Annotated in this window: 15 protein-coding genes; 14 read left to right on the top strand and 1 reads right to left on the bottom strand. The window is 35.2% G+C overall.

From position 1 onward, the window contains the following. The first annotated feature begins 9 nt into the window (after nucleotides 1-9). From AAGD26_RS03945 to AAGD26_RS03910, 8 genes are all read left to right on the top strand, one after another. On the top strand, nucleotides 10-2637 hold the full coding sequence (locus AAGD26_RS03945; RefSeq protein WP_341751172.1) for a colicin E3/pyocin S6 family cytotoxin: 2628 nt from the start codon (nucleotides 10-12) through the stop codon (nucleotides 2635-2637). After that, nucleotides 2627-2938, top strand: coding sequence for a DUF6980 family protein (locus AAGD26_RS03940; RefSeq protein WP_341751171.1), 312 nt, complete (start codon nucleotides 2627-2629; stop codon nucleotides 2936-2938). Before AAGD26_RS03945 ends, AAGD26_RS03940 begins: the two co-directional genes overlap by 11 nt. A 99-nt stretch (nucleotides 2939-3037) precedes the next feature. Continuing rightward, on the top strand, nucleotides 3038-3442 hold the full coding sequence (locus AAGD26_RS03935) for a polymorphic toxin type 24 domain-containing protein (protein WP_341751170.1): 405 nt from the start codon (nucleotides 3038-3040) through the stop codon (nucleotides 3440-3442). After that, nucleotides 3442-4224: an Imm53 family immunity protein gene (locus AAGD26_RS03930; RefSeq protein ID WP_341751169.1), complete on the top strand. Its 783-nt coding sequence runs from the start codon at nucleotides 3442-3444 to the stop codon at nucleotides 4222-4224. Before AAGD26_RS03935 ends, AAGD26_RS03930 begins: the two co-directional genes overlap by 1 nt. A gap of 99 nt (nucleotides 4225-4323) precedes the next feature. Next, nucleotides 4324-5025, top strand: a complete 702-nt coding sequence (locus AAGD26_RS03925) for a hypothetical protein (RefSeq protein ID WP_341751168.1) — start codon at nucleotides 4324-4326, stop codon at nucleotides 5023-5025. A 66-nt stretch (nucleotides 5026-5091) separates the two neighbouring features. Further along, nucleotides 5092-5673, top strand: coding sequence for an HNH endonuclease (locus AAGD26_RS03920; RefSeq protein WP_341751167.1), 582 nt, complete (start codon nucleotides 5092-5094; stop codon nucleotides 5671-5673). After that, complete coding sequence (locus AAGD26_RS03915; RefSeq protein ID WP_341751166.1) at nucleotides 5670-5894, top strand: HNH endonuclease; 225 nt, start codon at nucleotides 5670-5672, stop codon at nucleotides 5892-5894. The genes AAGD26_RS03920 and AAGD26_RS03915 overlap by 4 nt, the downstream gene beginning before the upstream one ends. Further along, nucleotides 5878-6426, top strand: coding sequence for an SMI1/KNR4 family protein (locus AAGD26_RS03910; protein WP_341751165.1), 549 nt, complete (start codon nucleotides 5878-5880; stop codon nucleotides 6424-6426). Before AAGD26_RS03915 ends, AAGD26_RS03910 begins: the two co-directional genes overlap by 17 nt. A 336-nt stretch (nucleotides 6427-6762) precedes the next feature. Here AAGD26_RS03910 and AAGD26_RS03905 read toward each other — a convergent pair whose 3' ends face one another. After that, nucleotides 6763-7719, bottom strand: a complete 957-nt coding sequence (locus AAGD26_RS03905; RefSeq protein WP_341751164.1) for an IS110 family transposase — start codon at nucleotides 7717-7719, stop codon at nucleotides 6763-6765. Nucleotides 7720-7985: 266 nt separating this feature from the next. Here AAGD26_RS03905 and AAGD26_RS03900 point away from each other — a divergent pair, with 266 nt between their 5' ends. From AAGD26_RS03900 to AAGD26_RS03875, 6 genes are all read left to right on the top strand, one after another. Next, nucleotides 7986-9578, top strand: coding sequence for a hypothetical protein (locus tag AAGD26_RS03900; RefSeq protein ID WP_341751163.1), 1593 nt, complete (start codon nucleotides 7986-7988; stop codon nucleotides 9576-9578). Nucleotides 9579-9586: 8 nt separating this feature from the next. After that, the gene (locus AAGD26_RS03895) at nucleotides 9587-10099 is read left to right on the top strand and encodes an SMI1/KNR4 family protein (RefSeq protein WP_341751162.1); all 513 of its coding nucleotides are present in this window, start codon (nucleotides 9587-9589) and stop codon (nucleotides 10097-10099) included. Nucleotides 10100-10183: 84 nt separating this feature from the next. Beyond that, entirely contained in the window at nucleotides 10184-11902 is a 1719-nt protein-coding gene (locus AAGD26_RS03890; RefSeq protein ID WP_341751161.1) for an HNH endonuclease, read from the top strand. A gap of 11 nt (nucleotides 11903-11913) precedes the next feature. Next, the gene (locus tag AAGD26_RS03885; protein ID WP_341751160.1) at nucleotides 11914-12483 is read left to right on the top strand and encodes an SMI1/KNR4 family protein; all 570 of its coding nucleotides are present in this window, start codon (nucleotides 11914-11916) and stop codon (nucleotides 12481-12483) included. A gap of 232 nt (nucleotides 12484-12715) precedes the next feature. Continuing rightward, nucleotides 12716-13414 carry a hypothetical protein gene (locus tag AAGD26_RS03880; protein ID WP_341751159.1) on the top strand — a complete coding sequence of 233 codons (699 nt, stop codon included), beginning with the start codon at nucleotides 12716-12718 and terminating at the stop codon, nucleotides 13412-13414. A gap of 209 nt (nucleotides 13415-13623) precedes the next feature. Further along, nucleotides 13624-15816, top strand: coding sequence for a TOMM precursor leader peptide-binding protein (locus tag AAGD26_RS03875; RefSeq protein ID WP_341751158.1), 2193 nt, complete (start codon nucleotides 13624-13626; stop codon nucleotides 15814-15816). The last annotated feature ends 58 nt before the right edge of the window (nucleotides 15817-15874 follow it).

The following is a 15874-nucleotide window of genomic DNA, read 5'->3' as shown; positions in this document are numbered from 1 at the left end:
ATTCATCAATTGTTTTCACTAGACATAGTTGAGCCGGAAATACAATGGGGAGCGGGTATTTTTATTGCAGCTTTAGGATTTGCTCAAGTTCTTGCTGGAGCAATGTGCATAGTAGCTGGTGCTGCTAATTTAGGTGTTCCTATGATGATGAGAGGAGTGCAAGATCTTTATCAAGCAATGAATATTATGTCTGGCGGCCCATTCAGCTGGAAGCAATTTTTTATAGATAAAGCAATTAATCGTGCTGTAGACACAATAGTTATTGGTATTGAAGGTATGTTAGCACCTGCAGCAGGAACAGCAGCTGCAGATGTAGGTGCAGATAGTGCAAAGGCAGCACTAAAAGAAGCTTTAATACAAGTTGCTGTTAATACAGGCATGGATTGTGCAGCAACTAAAATATCAAAAGAAGTTTTAAAGGGCTTTAAAGATGATATACATGATACTGTAAGTAATAAAGTCACCGAATGCTTGCATCAGTCAACTGTACAGAATAGCCTAAATCATATAGTAGCTATTGATGATTTTAATAAGAATTTTAGGGGGCAAACTGCCATTAATACCGCTGTAAATGACATATTAACTAATAAACGTAACGTCATAGTCGATATTGCAACTCAGGGTATGGATGCACTGAGTTATAGTGCTAATTCAACTGTCAAAGCTATAGGCATCATAGCTAGGGTAGGCAAAGCGGGTCATGATATATCTAAGCTACAAGCTTTTACCGATGCATTTTGTCATAGTTTGGCTAGCAGAATAACCCGCACTGAGCAAGAGTTACCAACTATCAGCGACCTGTTATATAGTAGCATGAATCCGATAGTAAATATGTCAGATGCCCAAGCTATTGTGCAGATATTAGAGCAAGCGGGGATGGTAAAGCATAATCGGTTAGGCAGTAGTACGATAGAAGGTATTGAGCAAGTAAAGTTTGGTAAATATGAGCTGCATAGGGTAAGGATAATTGAATTTGTTCGGAAGCTGGCTCATAGTTTGTCTAAGGATTATAGTGGTTCTATAGATCAACTCTCAAGAGATATTGTGACTATAGTAAGCAATCAATTGATGGGTAAGTTGCACAATCAGTTAGTTTGCCCAATGGTCAAAGAAGGGGTAAGACCTGTCAGTCAACTTATTAGTGATAAATTGATTGAAGGTTCAAATCATCTAGAAAAAATTCTGAAAGAACACCGAACTTCTAATGGTTCTAGAACTTTTGTCTCCGAACCAAAGGTGCAAAACTTTGCGGCAATAGCAGCAGGTGATGAAATGGAGATTGGTGATTATCAATATAGCCGAGGTCATTCTGAACCCCATGGTGGGCATAAGCATGAACGAAGTGAAGGATCTAGTAAAGAGGTCACAAAGGTAAAGCCAAAATTACCACTAAACCCACCACCACCAAGGCAAGAACCGAAGCCCTTAAGCCAGTCGGAGTTATCAGCTGCACAGTTTTTGGTTGATACTTTAACGGCGGACAAGCGACAGCTACAAGCGAAGGAAAACGAATATCACAGAAATATCCTGCAAATCGCTAAACACAATATGCATGATTCTGCAGCTAAGAAGTTTGCACAAGATGAAGCTTTGATGCAGCAAGCTTATGCCATTGGCGGAGAGATAGGGCTTGATTATGATCCAAGAGCCAAAAAATTCATTGAAGAAAATCCAAGGACAGCCTTAGCATTGGCAGCCGCACCATATGTAGGAATGGGGGTAGGACTATTGGGTGAAATTGGCTTTGGTGCTGCTGTCCGTCTACTTCCTACTATCGCAGCTGAAGGTGGCGGTGGATCATCGATCTTTAGTGGATCACGCTTTGCTAATGCATTTTTTATGAATGAATCAGCTGGGGCTGCGGCAGCAACTGTTACAAGATTCTCTGCATCAACAACTGCCGTACTACCAAACCCAAATTTTGTAATTGGAGCTAGTGCTATACCTCTAGCGGCAGCAGTTGCTCTTAAAGCTACAAATGATGACAATATAAAGGAGTTATGGAATCAATTTGCTAACCCAACGACTCTAACACCTACACAACCAGTAAAAATTTGGGATGTCAACAAACCATTACCTACTAATATTAACCCTTGTGCTATTATAGATTTGGATGCCAACAAACCAATAATACTAACTACTCCTATACCAAGTGAAAAACCTATAACTGTAATATCTACTCTATATAGCTTTAATGCAACTGATAGTGGCGAGATAGTACTACCACCGGAATTACTAGGAAAAGCCATTTCGCCAATAAACGCGTTTAATATATCAAATGACTTTGAAAAAAGAAAACATGATGATATTAGTAATAAACCATCTACAAGCAAACAACAGCAGAAGGTGTCTGCTTCATTCATGCCTGACCCGGGTGACCTCGAGCCGGATGATGAGCAGCACAGAAAATACAATTGTGAAAAATCTGAAAGCCCAATATGGAAGGAGTTAAAACCTTACAAAGGAAAAACTAAAACTAACGGACTGAGTGGAAATAAGCAGAGATTTTACCAATGGGATCATACTCATAATGATATAGAAGTATATGATAGTAATGGTTGTCATCAAGGCTCAATAAATCCAAAAACCGGAGAATTATATAAAGAACCAGTTAAAGGGAGGCAGCTTGGAATATAGTAAAATAAAAGCACAATATTATTGTTGTGATCAATTCAAGTTTCATATGAAGGAAAAAGAGAGGATTATTATTTATGACCCAATGAACCGTTCATATCTAATAAAGGTTAATAAGCATATTGGACAAGAAATAGATTTTTGTCCTTGGTGTGGCATTAAATTACCTGAGAAAGTATCGCATGATGAATGGTGGAATATTTTAGAAAAAGAATATAATATTACAGACCCTAGAAATTCAGAGAAAGAAATAGTACCAGCCGAATTTTGGACCGACGAATGGTGGAAGAAGCGAGGATTGTAATATAAGGTTCATTTATATGCCAACAAACCAATAATACTAACTACTCCTATACCAAGTGAAAAACCTGTAACTGTAATATCTACACCTGATCAAGGTGAATTGCTACGAAAACTCGGGACATTGCCGGGCTTTGACTCCGCACCAAGTGAATCAATTGATACTAATACTGAGTCCTTGCCAATCCATGAGCAGAATTGGCAGGATTTGATATTAGAAAGCAGAATGAGTGATAAGGTAAATAAACCATATCCAGCAGCAGAAGGGATGCCTCATACAGTAATCAAAGTAGGGTCAGATGGAAAAATAACAAATTATGGAACTTATGAGGTGAATCCTAAAAATCCAACTGGACTAGATTTAGTAAAAAGGGTAGATTTAACAGGTGAGAGTCATTTTAATAAAATAACTCGTCAGGAAGTACCAACACCTCACGTTGTTGGAAGAGGTATACTAGGGGGTGTAAGACCAGCTACATCTGATGAAATTCCAAGAGAGAAAAAATAGTGACAGAGGTTAATATAGACGAAAATTTAATTTGGCTACAGGAACTTTATGCAGCCAATATTTGTAATCTAAGGCCAGTGCTTCCAAATATATCTGATGATCAGTTAAAAGATTACTCACCATTAGAAAAGATACCATCTTCCCTAGGACTATTTAAAATTCACACACTAAGTAACCCCGGTTGGTCATTAAGTTTTTTTTATAAAAATATGCTTGCTAGAGAAAATAACTGGACTGATATTCAGATTAATTGCGGAATCAATTTAATTGACCAAGATAGTAATGATTGGCTATTTGCAAATAAAGAAAATGATGTTTTTAAAGAATCGTGTGGGCCTCTCTATTTAGCCACTATTTTAGAAGCATTTCGTTGTTGGATTGAAGATATACCTTTTATAATAGAGGATTTGCCAATGTTTAGGGAAAAATTAAAACAAAAAAATCCGTTGCTTAGCTGGCTTGAAGAATTCTATTATAATTGTTGTGATGAAGACTGGGAACATAGTTATGGCTGTAGCATTATTAGTGTTGCATCTGGATGGGTTATGGCTTTCTCTTTAGATTACTTAGACTTAGAAGATTCATCTTTTGATAGAATAGTTATAGAAGAAGATGAAGGGACAATTGAATGTTATAAAGAAGAATATAAATTTATTATTAGGACTCATGTTAAGGGATTGATAAAAGGTATAGCTATTTTTAAAGAGTGGGTCGAAATTGAAATGGATAAATATCGTAAAGCAAAAAGTTTAATTAATGATCATGACCCAGCATATAGGTAGGCATAGTGAGGTTGTTACAAGAGATATAATAGAAGAAGTTGATATTAAATAGCGGAACGAAATCTTTAAACTCCGTTGGTAGAAAATAAAAGGTTGATTATGAGAATAACTAAAGAACAGAAGCAGGAATATTTACAAAGGTTTGTAGGTGCAGTACCTTTGGTGATATATCCACATGATCCTTATCTTCACAAATGTAAACCAACATTTGTTGAATCTGAAATAGACCTAGAATATGGACTTAACCAAATACAAAATATTCAGCTAAACAAACAATATAAAATTATAGCAGGCTTTAAAAAAGCTAAATTAGAGGATTTTATCCATTTTGATTGGTTGATGGGTGGAGGTGGTATACCAGACTTATTTAACAAGTGTTTAGTAAAAAAAATGCAAAATATTTGTCCCAATGATTTTATCGCTTTACCGGTAATACTCATTAATTTATCTGATAAAATAGCATCTTATGAAAATAAAGATTTTTATGTAGTTAATGCTTTAAATACAATTGATGCTATAGACAGGGAGAAGTCAGTTATCCGTTACTCTTTTGAAGGAGATAAAGGGCGTGTTATAAAAAGAATCTACAAGGAATATCCTTGGCAGGGACATTTAATAGCTTTTGATACTAGCATTTATAATAGCATGATCTATCACCCAAAACTGGCAAAAGAACTATATCCAAGCAAACAGTTCCAATTTTTAACCCCCGAAGAAGATAGTTACTTACATAACTGGCGAGAACCTGACCATGAGCAGAACCCTAAGTGGAAAGACAGAAAATGGTGGAAATTTAAATGATGGGGAATGTGTATTACAGTAATCAAATGTTGTTTATGACTGAGATGGCAGTAGAAGTTGACTCAAATGTTGGACGTCAGAAGTAAAAAGCCTGTAACTATACTATCTACGCCGGATCAAGGTGAATTGCTACGAAAACTCGGGACATTGCCGGGTTTTGACTCCGCACCTTCCGAACTTACCGGGGGTTTAACTGAATCTTTCCCCGATCATAGTGATATAGCAGATTCAATGAATATATTGTATAAAAAACAATATCCTGATACAGTTGAAAAGATTAATGAGCGTTACCCGATAAATGCCGATTTAGCTGGACAGAAATATCCATTACATAAACTACCGGAACATATTCAACTAAAATATCCTGATAGTGTTATGGTTGATGAAAAGGGATTTATGAGGTTTGAACCCTATGCCCATATTGATGAATTAGGAAGAATTTACAGAGTAGAACTTGGTAGTATCAATGGAAACAAACAAGATTCTAGGAATGCAAATAAAGCAATGGGAAGAGATAAAACTCCTGAGGGACATACTTGGCATCATGTTGAGGATACTAAAACATTAATTGCAATACCAAGTGACTTACACGATGCTATCAAGCACACTGGGGGAAGAGCTGTGGAAAAAGCAAAAGGTAAAAAATGATCAGTAATGTTGAATTAAAAAAAACTACAAGGTTAAAAGAAATAGAAAAAAAAGCAAATAAAGTAATGGGGAGAGATAGAACTCCTGAGGGACATCTCTGGCATTGCGTTGAGGACGGTAATACATTAATTGCCATACCAACTGATCTACACAAGGCTGTAAAACATACTGGGATGATATCTTTACAAAAAGAAAAGGTAAACAATGATGAACAATATTGAAGTAGAAGAATCAAAAAGACCTACAAATTTAGAAGAAATAGAAAAATTTGAAAAATTAATACAAGCTAAACTTCCTAAGGATTATAAGAAATTTTTGCTTAAGCATAATGGTGGACACCCAATTACTGAAACCTTTAAATTAATTGAACCAGTTAATGCAAAAAATACAGAAATTGGAGTTGAATGGTTTTTTGCCTTATATGATGGTGAGTATTCCAATCTTACTCTTGAATTTCAACGAACACGTGATGAACTAATAGATAAATTGGTAGTATTTTTACCAATTGCTTATGATAGTGGTGGAAAAATTTGCCTTAGTATTAGAGGTGATGATTACGGAAAATTATATTATTGGACTACTAATTGGAGTTTTTGGGATAAGGATGACTTGGATTATCTTTATTTAATCTCTAATAACTTTACTGACTTTATTAATGGATTATATAGGTACGAACTTGATGATAATGACAATATCATCAGACGTTACCAAGATGGTACTGTGACAATAGAACCATTACGAAAGCATGAGTAGCAGTGGATAGTTTTACTGAATTTTTAGAAGGTTTATATGATTATCATATAGATGAGCAAGCTAACAAGATAAGGTGTTACCATGAAGAACAGCTTTTCGATGATTAAAAATAATTTCCTAAAATTATTATATTTTTTTCATTCTGAATACTTAGTGCTAGTGATTTTATGATGTATATTATAGCAAGTTCAGAAAATTAGTTGCTATGTTAAATCTTACTCATACAAATTCACAAACGTCATTGCGAGGAGCTACTTTAGTAGCGACGAAGCAATCTAGAAAAATTATTAGATTTGGATCAACTATGTTCGCAATAAAAATTTAAATAAATTTGGTTTAAATTTTTATTGCTTCTGCAGAGCTAGTTAAATCACGTAACTTAGCGTTTGCAATCACAATGATTTTCCGCATTAATGCTACCATCGCCACCATTTTCTTTTTTCCTCTATTGATCAATTTTTCATAAAATACCTTCAGTTCAGAGTTAGAATTTCTAGCAGCCATAGCAGCTACAAACAACATAGGTCTAACAAAACTTCTACCATGACCTGTATGTCTATATCCGCTATATCTACCGCTATCATTAGATATTGGTGCAACACCTACTAATGATGCTATTTGTTTGCGGTTCAATGTACCAAGTTCAGGTAACAAAGCTATAAGCTCATTAGATACTACTGTGCCTATACCACTAATAGTTTGCAGTGTCTCTTTCTTAGCCTGCAAGAGTTTATCTTTTGCTATTAAGTCATCTATTTTTTTAGTAATAGATGCAATTTGTTCTTCTAGTACTTCGATTATTTTAACACAACTAGACTTGATTAAATCAGCTCTCGGGGACTGAAACCTATTTTTTTCTGCAATCAACATTTGTTTGAGGTCGTTCCTACGTCCGACTAATTCATACAAGTTTAAAGCTTGCTTAGATTGTACTTTAAATAGTTCTAATCTTTCTGACCGTTCAAAACCATAAAGTGCTAGAGCTTTAGCATCAAGACTATCAGTTTTAGCTGCATTCCCAAAAGACCTAATAAAGTTTTTAACTTTGCGAGTATTGGCTCTATATACAGCAAAACCCTGATTGCAAAGCGTTAGTAATAGTTCCATTTCATATCCACCTGTGGTTTCTAAAACACACAATGCAGAACTAATCTCTTTTTTGTAATCCTTGATAAAATCAGCTATTCCATTAGAGTTGTTATTATATTCTTTAGTTTCTTTTTTTCCATGAATAGCAACAACAAAATTGAATTTTCCTATATCAAGACCAATAAAATTATTATATAATGGCATAATACCTCGAAGACTTTTAATGTTTACGATTGTAAGCGGGAGTGCAAAGGCATCCCAACCAACTATTCAAACGTCTCGGGGATTTGGGCTAGAGTACCAAGATCCATACGATCTTAAGACCAATTGCTTCACGGTCGCTCACGCCTGCACAGCGATAGTCATTTAGTATTATTAATGACTATCGCTGTAATACCCCCTTATAAGTCAGTATAAATCATTATTTATATTGACTTCAACATCTATTATATCATACTTTTAACTTACAATTGCTTCGTTGGCTTACGCCTCCTCGCAATGACGCAAGATTGGTGTTTGAAAATGGTAAGTTCCTACAATCATACGGCAAAGATCAGGGCGGTAAGCCAATTACTATAGGATATGACAGTAAAAACCAGCAATATTTTGGCTTTACCAATAAAGGCTCGAGTAACAGTGGTAGTATATTTGAGGCAATATCCGCTAGTAGTAATGGTAAATACTCAGCCGATATATTACGAGGCCTAGCTCAGCCGATTCCAGTTGCCGATACCACTCCGCCAAAGCCGCCATCCCAGCCAACTCCACAACCAAAGCCCTTAAGCCAGTCGGAGTTATCAGCTGCACAATTTTTGGTTGACACTTTAACGGCGGACAAGCGACAACTACAAGCGAAGGAAAACGAATATCACAGAAATATCCTGCAAATCGCTAAACAAAATATGCATGATTCTGCAGTTAAGAAATTTGCACGAGATGCAGCTTTGATGCAGCAAGCTTATGCAATTGGCGGGGAATCATATCTACCACTTAAAAGGGTAGAACTTGGATGGCAAGCAAAAAACCTCAAAGAGGTTTTGGATAATTCTTTAAGCTCGCTTATAGACCCTAAATATGGTGGTAATTTGCCGCTTGCGGTATTTTCAACAAGCGGAGATCTGATAGATTGTGGTATGCAACAAATTGTTCATGTTATAAGTGGTGTCGAAGGTGGAGCAGATACTTTAAAAGTTCTTGGCTATCTTCCTAATAAATTAATTGGTACAGTAAAAGATTTTAGCAAGGATATAGCTAAAGAGCATTTGCCTGAGAAGTGGTATAAGGGATTATCAGACTGGTATAAGGGCTTACCGGAAAATACTAAAGTAACAGCAACTCTAGCTGCGGACAGTATGGTTTTATGGGGAGCTGGTCGGGTTTTACAGATAGCAAGTGGACCAGCTACCAGTAAATTATATTCTGCCCTTGAGAAAGGTGTGGCTGCTGAGGCTTCAGCATTTACAACAGTTGGGAAAGCCTCAGAAATTGGATTAGTTGGGGAAAACACCCTTACTAAACCATTATCAATGCTTACTAAGGTTGAGCAAAAATTACCTATCGAAGCATTAGAAGTTGAAAGAGTTGCAGAAGAAATATCATTAGGCTCAGCAACACCTTTAACAGCTACAGAAAAAATTGTTGAGAACCCTTATTTGGCTAGAAGTTATGTTAAAGAAATTGAAGAAATCACTAAATTACAACTACCTGACCAACAGCTAACTTTACTTAAAGAAGCTCTGCAAACTCAGGAGTTTAGGAAGTTGAGTGTAGTGGAAAAGGAGACACATAGAGGTAAGTTTAATAGTATGAGACCTACTATAAGAGCAGAATGGGAACAAAATACTGGGCAGAAATGGCCGGTGTATGAGGTGGATGTTTATGATAAAAGTGGAACAAAAATTTTAAAAGAAAAAGGACAGCCATATGATGCTCATCATATAATCCAAAGTAACTATGGTGGTCCAAATACATGGTGGAATATTCATCCTACTGATAATATAATTGAGCATAAACTGATCCATGGTACAGGTTCTAAGGCAAATGAAATTTTTAAACCAAAATAAATAGAATTATGGATAAATATAATTACTTAAGGAAATTTATTAATAGCAAACCAAGTGAACCTCATCGTAACTTTTTTGGTTCAATAAGCACTAAAGAAATTAAAGAAGCAGAAGAAAGATTAGGTTTCACATTTCCAAGATCATTAAAAGAATTTTGGTTAGAGATAGGATATGGTTTTTTAACCACTTCAATTGATAAAGTAAAAAAAGATTTTAGCAATAGAATACTATATCCACAACAAATAGCCGATATTATGTTACTTAAAGAAGAAAGTGATTATATCTTACTAGAAGCTGTTGAATATATTGAAGAAGGTTATATAAAAGATGATGATATTATTTTCTTTGAAGTGGCAGACATGTCAAGCTTTTTAGTAATGAAACCTAGCTCTGATAAACCTGATGCTATATATGATATGCTTGGCAGGGTGCTAGAAGAACATTTTGAGAGATTCATTTGGCGATTATATCATGAATCACCGGATTATTATCTACACGTCCATCCAGATTATTTTAAATAAACACTTAGTGCGAGTAATAAATATGTTATGATAATCCAATAAATATTAAAGAAGAGGTTATTATGCAAGCAACTAAGAGTTAACATGTTGGGATCTAACCTTGCTCCTCAACCGGAGAGTACAGGACTTGCTGGCTTAACCAGTAGCGATCTAGCATTAGCTTCACTATTACCAAAACCAGGTAGCGGTGCTGGGGGTAGCAATTCGATATTACTACTGTCATCTGCCATGCAACAGCCAATCTATGTGTTTGAAAATGGTAAGTTCCTACAATCATACGGCAAAGGTTTAGGAGGCACGCCAATTACTATAGGATATGACAGTAAAAACCAGCAATATTTTGGCTTTACCAATAAAGGCTCGAGTAACAGTGGCAGTATATTTGAAGCAATATCTGCTAGTAGTAATGGTAAATACTCAGCCGATATATTACGAGGCGTAGTTCAGCCGATTCCAGTTGCCGATACCACTCCACCAAAGCCGCCATCCCAGCCGACTCCACAACCAAAGCCCTTAAGCCAGTCGGAGTTATCAGCTGCACAATTTTTGGTTGATACATTAACGGCGAATAAGCAGGAACTACAAGCGAAACAAAACGAATATCATAGAACTATCCTGCAAATCGCCAACCAAAATATGCGTGATGCTGAAGTTAAGAAGCTTGCACGGGATGAAACATTGATGCAGCAAGCTTCTGCAGTTGGTGGAGATATGGGGCTTGATTATGATCCAAGAGCCAAGAAATTCATTGAAGAACATCCAAAGACTGCACTAGCATTGGGACTATTACCATACGCAGGAATAGGTGTAGGACTACTAGGAGAAACTGCGATTGCTGCTACCCGTCTACTTCCTACTATTGCGGCTGAAGGTGGTGGGGGATCATCTATCTTTGGCGGCTCTCAATTAGCCAATGCTGGTTCGAGATTGTTTATGACCGAGGCAGCAGGAGTGGGCTCAAATGTTGGAGCTAGGATTGGAAGTACTGCCGCTACTGCAACCCCTATAAACCCATTATATACGACATTGGATGCGGTCACAGCTGCTGCAATAGTTAATTATGGTTCTAAGGCTATTGAAGATACCTATAATTTACTTGGCGGAAATAGCTCTACTGATATAGTATCGAATCAATCGCAGCCAGTCGCTGAGCAACCAGTGAAAATTGGGGATGTTACCAAACCATTACCTGCTAATATTAACCCTTGTGCTGTTATAGATCAAGCTGTCAACAAGCCAACAATACTCACTACCCCTATACCAAGTGAAAAGCCTGTAACTACGTTATCTACGCCGGATCAGAGGGATATTTTGCAAAAACTCGGTACTCTACCGGGCTTTTCTCCCGCCCCTTCCGAACTTACTAGAGGTTTAGTTGAATCCTTCCCTGATCATAGTGATCTAGCAAATTCAATGAATATATTGTATAAAAAACAATATCCCGATACTGTTGAAAAAATCAATGAACGCTTTCCGATCAATGCCGACTTAGCTGGGCAAAAATATCCATTATCACCTGAATTAGAAATTTTGTTTCCAGAAGGTGTGTGGTTTAAAGAAAATGGTCATCCGGACTTTAGTCCTTATGCAGATATAACACTTGAAATAGAAGGATTGACAGGTGTTCATGGAAAAGATGAAAAAATGGCAAATAAAAAAGCAGGTTTACTAGAAACCCCTGATGATAAAACATGGCATCACGTAGAGGATGGGAAGACATTACAATTAATTCCGTGGAAATTGCATAACGCAGTTAATCATACTGGTGGAAGTGCATTACAAAGAAGTAAAAATAAGAAATAAATAGACAAATTATGACTAATTTCCATATAAAAAAAGAAATAAGTGAATATAGAATAACCAATCAAGATTTAAAAAACGTTGAAAAAATTAGAAATTGCAAACTACCAAATAATTATAGTGCTTTCTTACTAAAAGATAATGGTGGGAAACCTAATTGGAATAGTTTTGAAATAAAAAATTATTTTCTAGATGGTAAATCAAATTTTGATACTGTTCGTTGCTTTTATGGAATTTGTCCAGATAAAGATTCAATAATGTATGCTTATGATATTTTTGGTTCACTTGAAATACGAGGTAATCGTATTCCATCAGAATTATTACCAATTGCTACTGATTCGTTTGGTAATGAAATCTGTCTTTGTATTCATGGAGAGAAATTTGGAAATGTATTTTTTTGGGATCATGAGAATGAAGCACCGGATGGTCAAGAACCTTGGTGGGATAATGTTTATCTAGTAGCCAATAATTTTACTGAATTTCTAAATAATTTATATGAGTATGATATAGACGAAAAAGGTAACGAGATAAGACGCTACCAAGATGGCACTGTAACCATAGAACCATTGCAAAAACCTAAGTGAAATAAATTTAATTATTTTTTATCAAAACACTTAGTGCGAGTTATGATTATGTTATGATGCCCTGTAAGTAATAAAAAGAGGTAATAATGATATCAATAAAACAACGCATAAGTCAGGAAACATAATGGACATAGGGCTTGCTGGCTTAACTGGTTCATCGAAAAAGAAAAACAATCATTAATTAGCGGAGAAAAATCTTTAAACTCAATTGGTAGAAAATAAAAGGTTGACTATGAGAAGAACTAAAACAGAAATGCAGGAATATTTACAAAGATTTGCAGGTACTATGCCTTTGGTAATAGCTCCTCGTAATCCTTACCCCCATAAATGTATACCAGATTTAGTAGAATCTGAGATAGATTTAAGAAGTGGACTGTATCCAATACAAAATATTCAGCCAAATAAACAATGTAAAGTTATAGCAGGTTTTAAAAAGGCTAAATTAGAGGATTTTATCAATTTTGATTGGTTATGGGATGGATATGAATTACCTAAATTATTTAACAAACGTTTGGTGGAGAAAATGCAAAATATTTGTCCTAATGATTTTATTGCTTTGCCAGTAATACTAATTAATTTATCTGATAAAGTAGCACCTTATGAGAATAAAGATTTTTACGTAGTGAATGCTTTGAATACAATTGATGCTATAGATAGAGAAAAATCTGTAATTGATTATGCTTATGAAGGCGATAAAGGGCGTGTTATAAAAAGAGTCTACAAGGAAGATCCTTGGCAGGGACATCTAATAGCCTTTGATGATAGTATTTATAGGATGATCTATCACCCAAAACTAGCAAAAGAACTATATCCAAGCAAACAATTCCAATTTTTAACCCCGGAAGAAGATAGTTACTGGCATAACTGGCGAGAACCTGACCATGAGCAGAACCCTAAATGGCAAGAAAGAAGATGGCGTAAATTTAAATGATGGGAAATGTGTATTACAGTGATCAGATGTTGTATGACTGAGACGGCAGCAGTTGGATCAAATGTCGGGCGTCAGAAATAAAAAGCCTGTAACCATAGAACCATTGCAAAAACCGGTGAAATAAATTTATTTATTTTATCAAAACACTTAGTGCAAGTTATAATTATGTTATGATAATCTTGTTTTTTATAATTTAATAAAAAAATATAATGATTTCCACTCCAATATTTAAAAGTTATCTAGAGTGTATCCGCATTCCAAATATTGGAGTAGTGTTTTTATCGGAACGCTCTACTGATGTTTTGCCTGATAAATTATATTTAGAGATTTGCGACATGATTAACGGGGCAAATTCTTCAGACTATATTATTAACCAACTCAGTCAGAAGCATAAAATTGGAGAAATTTATTTTATATTAAGTGAATTAGAACGCAAAGGTTATATTCAAGAAAACACTGAGACTGCTCTTTCAACTTCCTGCTTTGACCAACAAATAAATGATTTCTTCAATTGCGATGTTTCTTTGTTAGAAGAGGTCAACATCGTAAACTTTACTGAAGTCGATGACAAAATATATCACAATTTGTTAAGTACATATAACATTAAAATAAATAGCCAAGCTAATTACACTTTAGTAATGACCGATAATTACCTTGATAAAAGGTTAGCTATGGTAAATAAACAAATGCTTGCTGACAAGAAAAAATGGTTTGTATGTAAACCAACGGGGAGTATTATTTTAATAGGCCCATTATTTCAGCCTCACACCGCTTGTTGGGGGTGTTTAAAAGAAAGGTTATCGAATCATGATAAAGCTTTATCATTTTTAAATGACCATGGTTATACTAATAAAATAAAATCACCTGTATGTTTTAATAACCTTTCTTTAAACATCGCCTTCTCTCTTTCATTATTTAACCTTGCTACCAAAGCAGCAATATCTGAAACTGCCACCCTAGATATCAATTTACTTTCATATGACTTACTTGCTAATAACCTAACAACTCATATATTACCTAAAATCGAAAGCTGTGAAGTTTGCTATAATGATGGTAATCAAGCAATTCATTACCAAAACATAGAGGAAACAAACACTTATACGCCTGCAAAATTTCTATCACGAATTGAGAGCCTTGTTAGCCCGATTACTGGGGTTGCAAGTGAATTACAAAACAAAGAAATATGCCAAGAAGGTTTGTTTTATTTAGTATATTCGTATCATCCTCTAATCAAAAGGTTTGAAGATATAGAATCATTTTTAAGAAATTTTCATCCTATAATAAGTTGTGGAAAAGGCAAATCTGAAAGTGAGGCGAAAATAGGAGCGATATGCGAAGCAGTAGAACGTTATAGCGGAGTTTTTCAAGGTAATGAAAAAGTTATTAATGCTTCCTTAGCTGAACTAGGTGAGCAAGCAATTTATCCTAATGACGTATTATTAATTAGTAATGAGCAATATCTAACTAATAAGCAAACAAAACAACCATTTGCTCCTTATCACCGGATTCCTTTAATCTTTCCGCGTGATAAAAAATTTAATTGGTCACCTGTTATTTCCCTTACCAATCAAGAGATTAGGTATTTACCCACGGCATTTTGCTATTATTCCAGTAACAAAGAGGAAAAGCAGTATATTATTGGTGATTCTAATGGATCAGCTGCGAGAGACACTAAAGAAAACGCTTTAATATATGGATTTCTAGAGTTATTTGAACGAGATGCAGTAGCAATATGGTGGTATAATCGCCTTAGTATGCCAGCTATTGACTTAAATGGGCTGGATAGCGATTTTATAAAGAGAGTTATCAACTACCTTTCTTCTTTAAAACGTAATATTTGGGTACTAAATATTACTAATGATTTAAATGTACCGGTCTTTGTTGCACTTTCTCAATGCCGAAATTTGGAACAAGAGGATATTATTTACGGTTTTGGTTGCCATTTTGACCCGATAGTGGCTATAGAAAAAGCTATTTTAGAATTATTACAGGTTCTAGATAGTGTTTTTTATAAAGATGAGGGTGGAGCTATTAAGTATGTATATATTAATGTAGATGTTAAAAAATGGTGGGAAGAAGCACACACTAGCAATCAACCATATTTATTACCTAAGGATAACATTAATTATGATTTATCGAATTATAATTTCAGTACAGTAAAGGACAGCAATACTTTAGAAAATTGCATAAATATTGTGAAAAAAGTAGGGTTAGAAGCTTATTATATTGACCAAACTAGAAAGGATACAGGGATAGCTGTAGTAAAAGTTATAGTACCGGGCTTGCGGCATTTTGGCAGAAGTTTTGCACCGGGTCGTTTATTTGACGTACCTGTAAAAATGGGATGGATCAAGCAGCCTACTTTAGAAAAAGATCTTAATCCTTACTCAATATTTTTTTAAAATGAGTACAATATGACGTTTATTACGAATAAATTAGGCGATGTTGTTACGAGATGTA

Origin of the sequence: Candidatus Tisiphia endosymbiont of Piscicola geometra (assembly GCF_964026415.1) — a bacterium.
GTDB lineage: Bacteria > Pseudomonadota > Alphaproteobacteria > Rickettsiales > Rickettsiaceae > Tisiphia.
This window is presented reverse-complemented; position numbering and strand designations above follow the sequence as displayed.

Bases quoted from the DNA above. Each gene is read 5' to 3' on its own strand.
- AAGD26_RS03925 (WP_341751168.1), top strand. From the start codon at position 4,324: ATGAGAATAACTAAAGAACAGAAGCAGGAATATTTACAAAGGTTTGTA.
- AAGD26_RS03920 (WP_341751167.1), top strand. From the start codon at position 5,092: ATGTTGGACGTCAGAAGTAAAAAGCCTGTAACTATACTATCTACGCCG.
- AAGD26_RS03915 (WP_341751166.1), top strand. From the start codon at position 5,670: ATGATCAGTAATGTTGAATTAAAAAAAACTACAAGGTTAAAAGAAATA.
- AAGD26_RS03910 (WP_341751165.1), top strand. From the start codon at position 5,878: ATGATGAACAATATTGAAGTAGAAGAATCAAAAAGACCTACAAATTTA.
- AAGD26_RS03905 (WP_341751164.1), bottom strand. From the start codon at position 7,719: ATGCCATTATATAATAATTTTATTGGTCTTGATATAGGAAAATTCAAT.
- AAGD26_RS03895 (WP_341751162.1), top strand. From the start codon at position 9,587: ATGGATAAATATAATTACTTAAGGAAATTTATTAATAGCAAACCAAGT.
- AAGD26_RS03890 (WP_341751161.1), top strand. From the start codon at position 10,184: ATGTTGGGATCTAACCTTGCTCCTCAACCGGAGAGTACAGGACTTGCT.
- AAGD26_RS03885 (WP_341751160.1), top strand. From the start codon at position 11,914: ATGACTAATTTCCATATAAAAAAAGAAATAAGTGAATATAGAATAACC.
- AAGD26_RS03880 (WP_341751159.1), top strand. From the start codon at position 12,716: ATGAGAAGAACTAAAACAGAAATGCAGGAATATTTACAAAGATTTGCA.
- AAGD26_RS03875 (WP_341751158.1), top strand. From the start codon at position 13,624: ATGATTTCCACTCCAATATTTAAAAGTTATCTAGAGTGTATCCGCATT.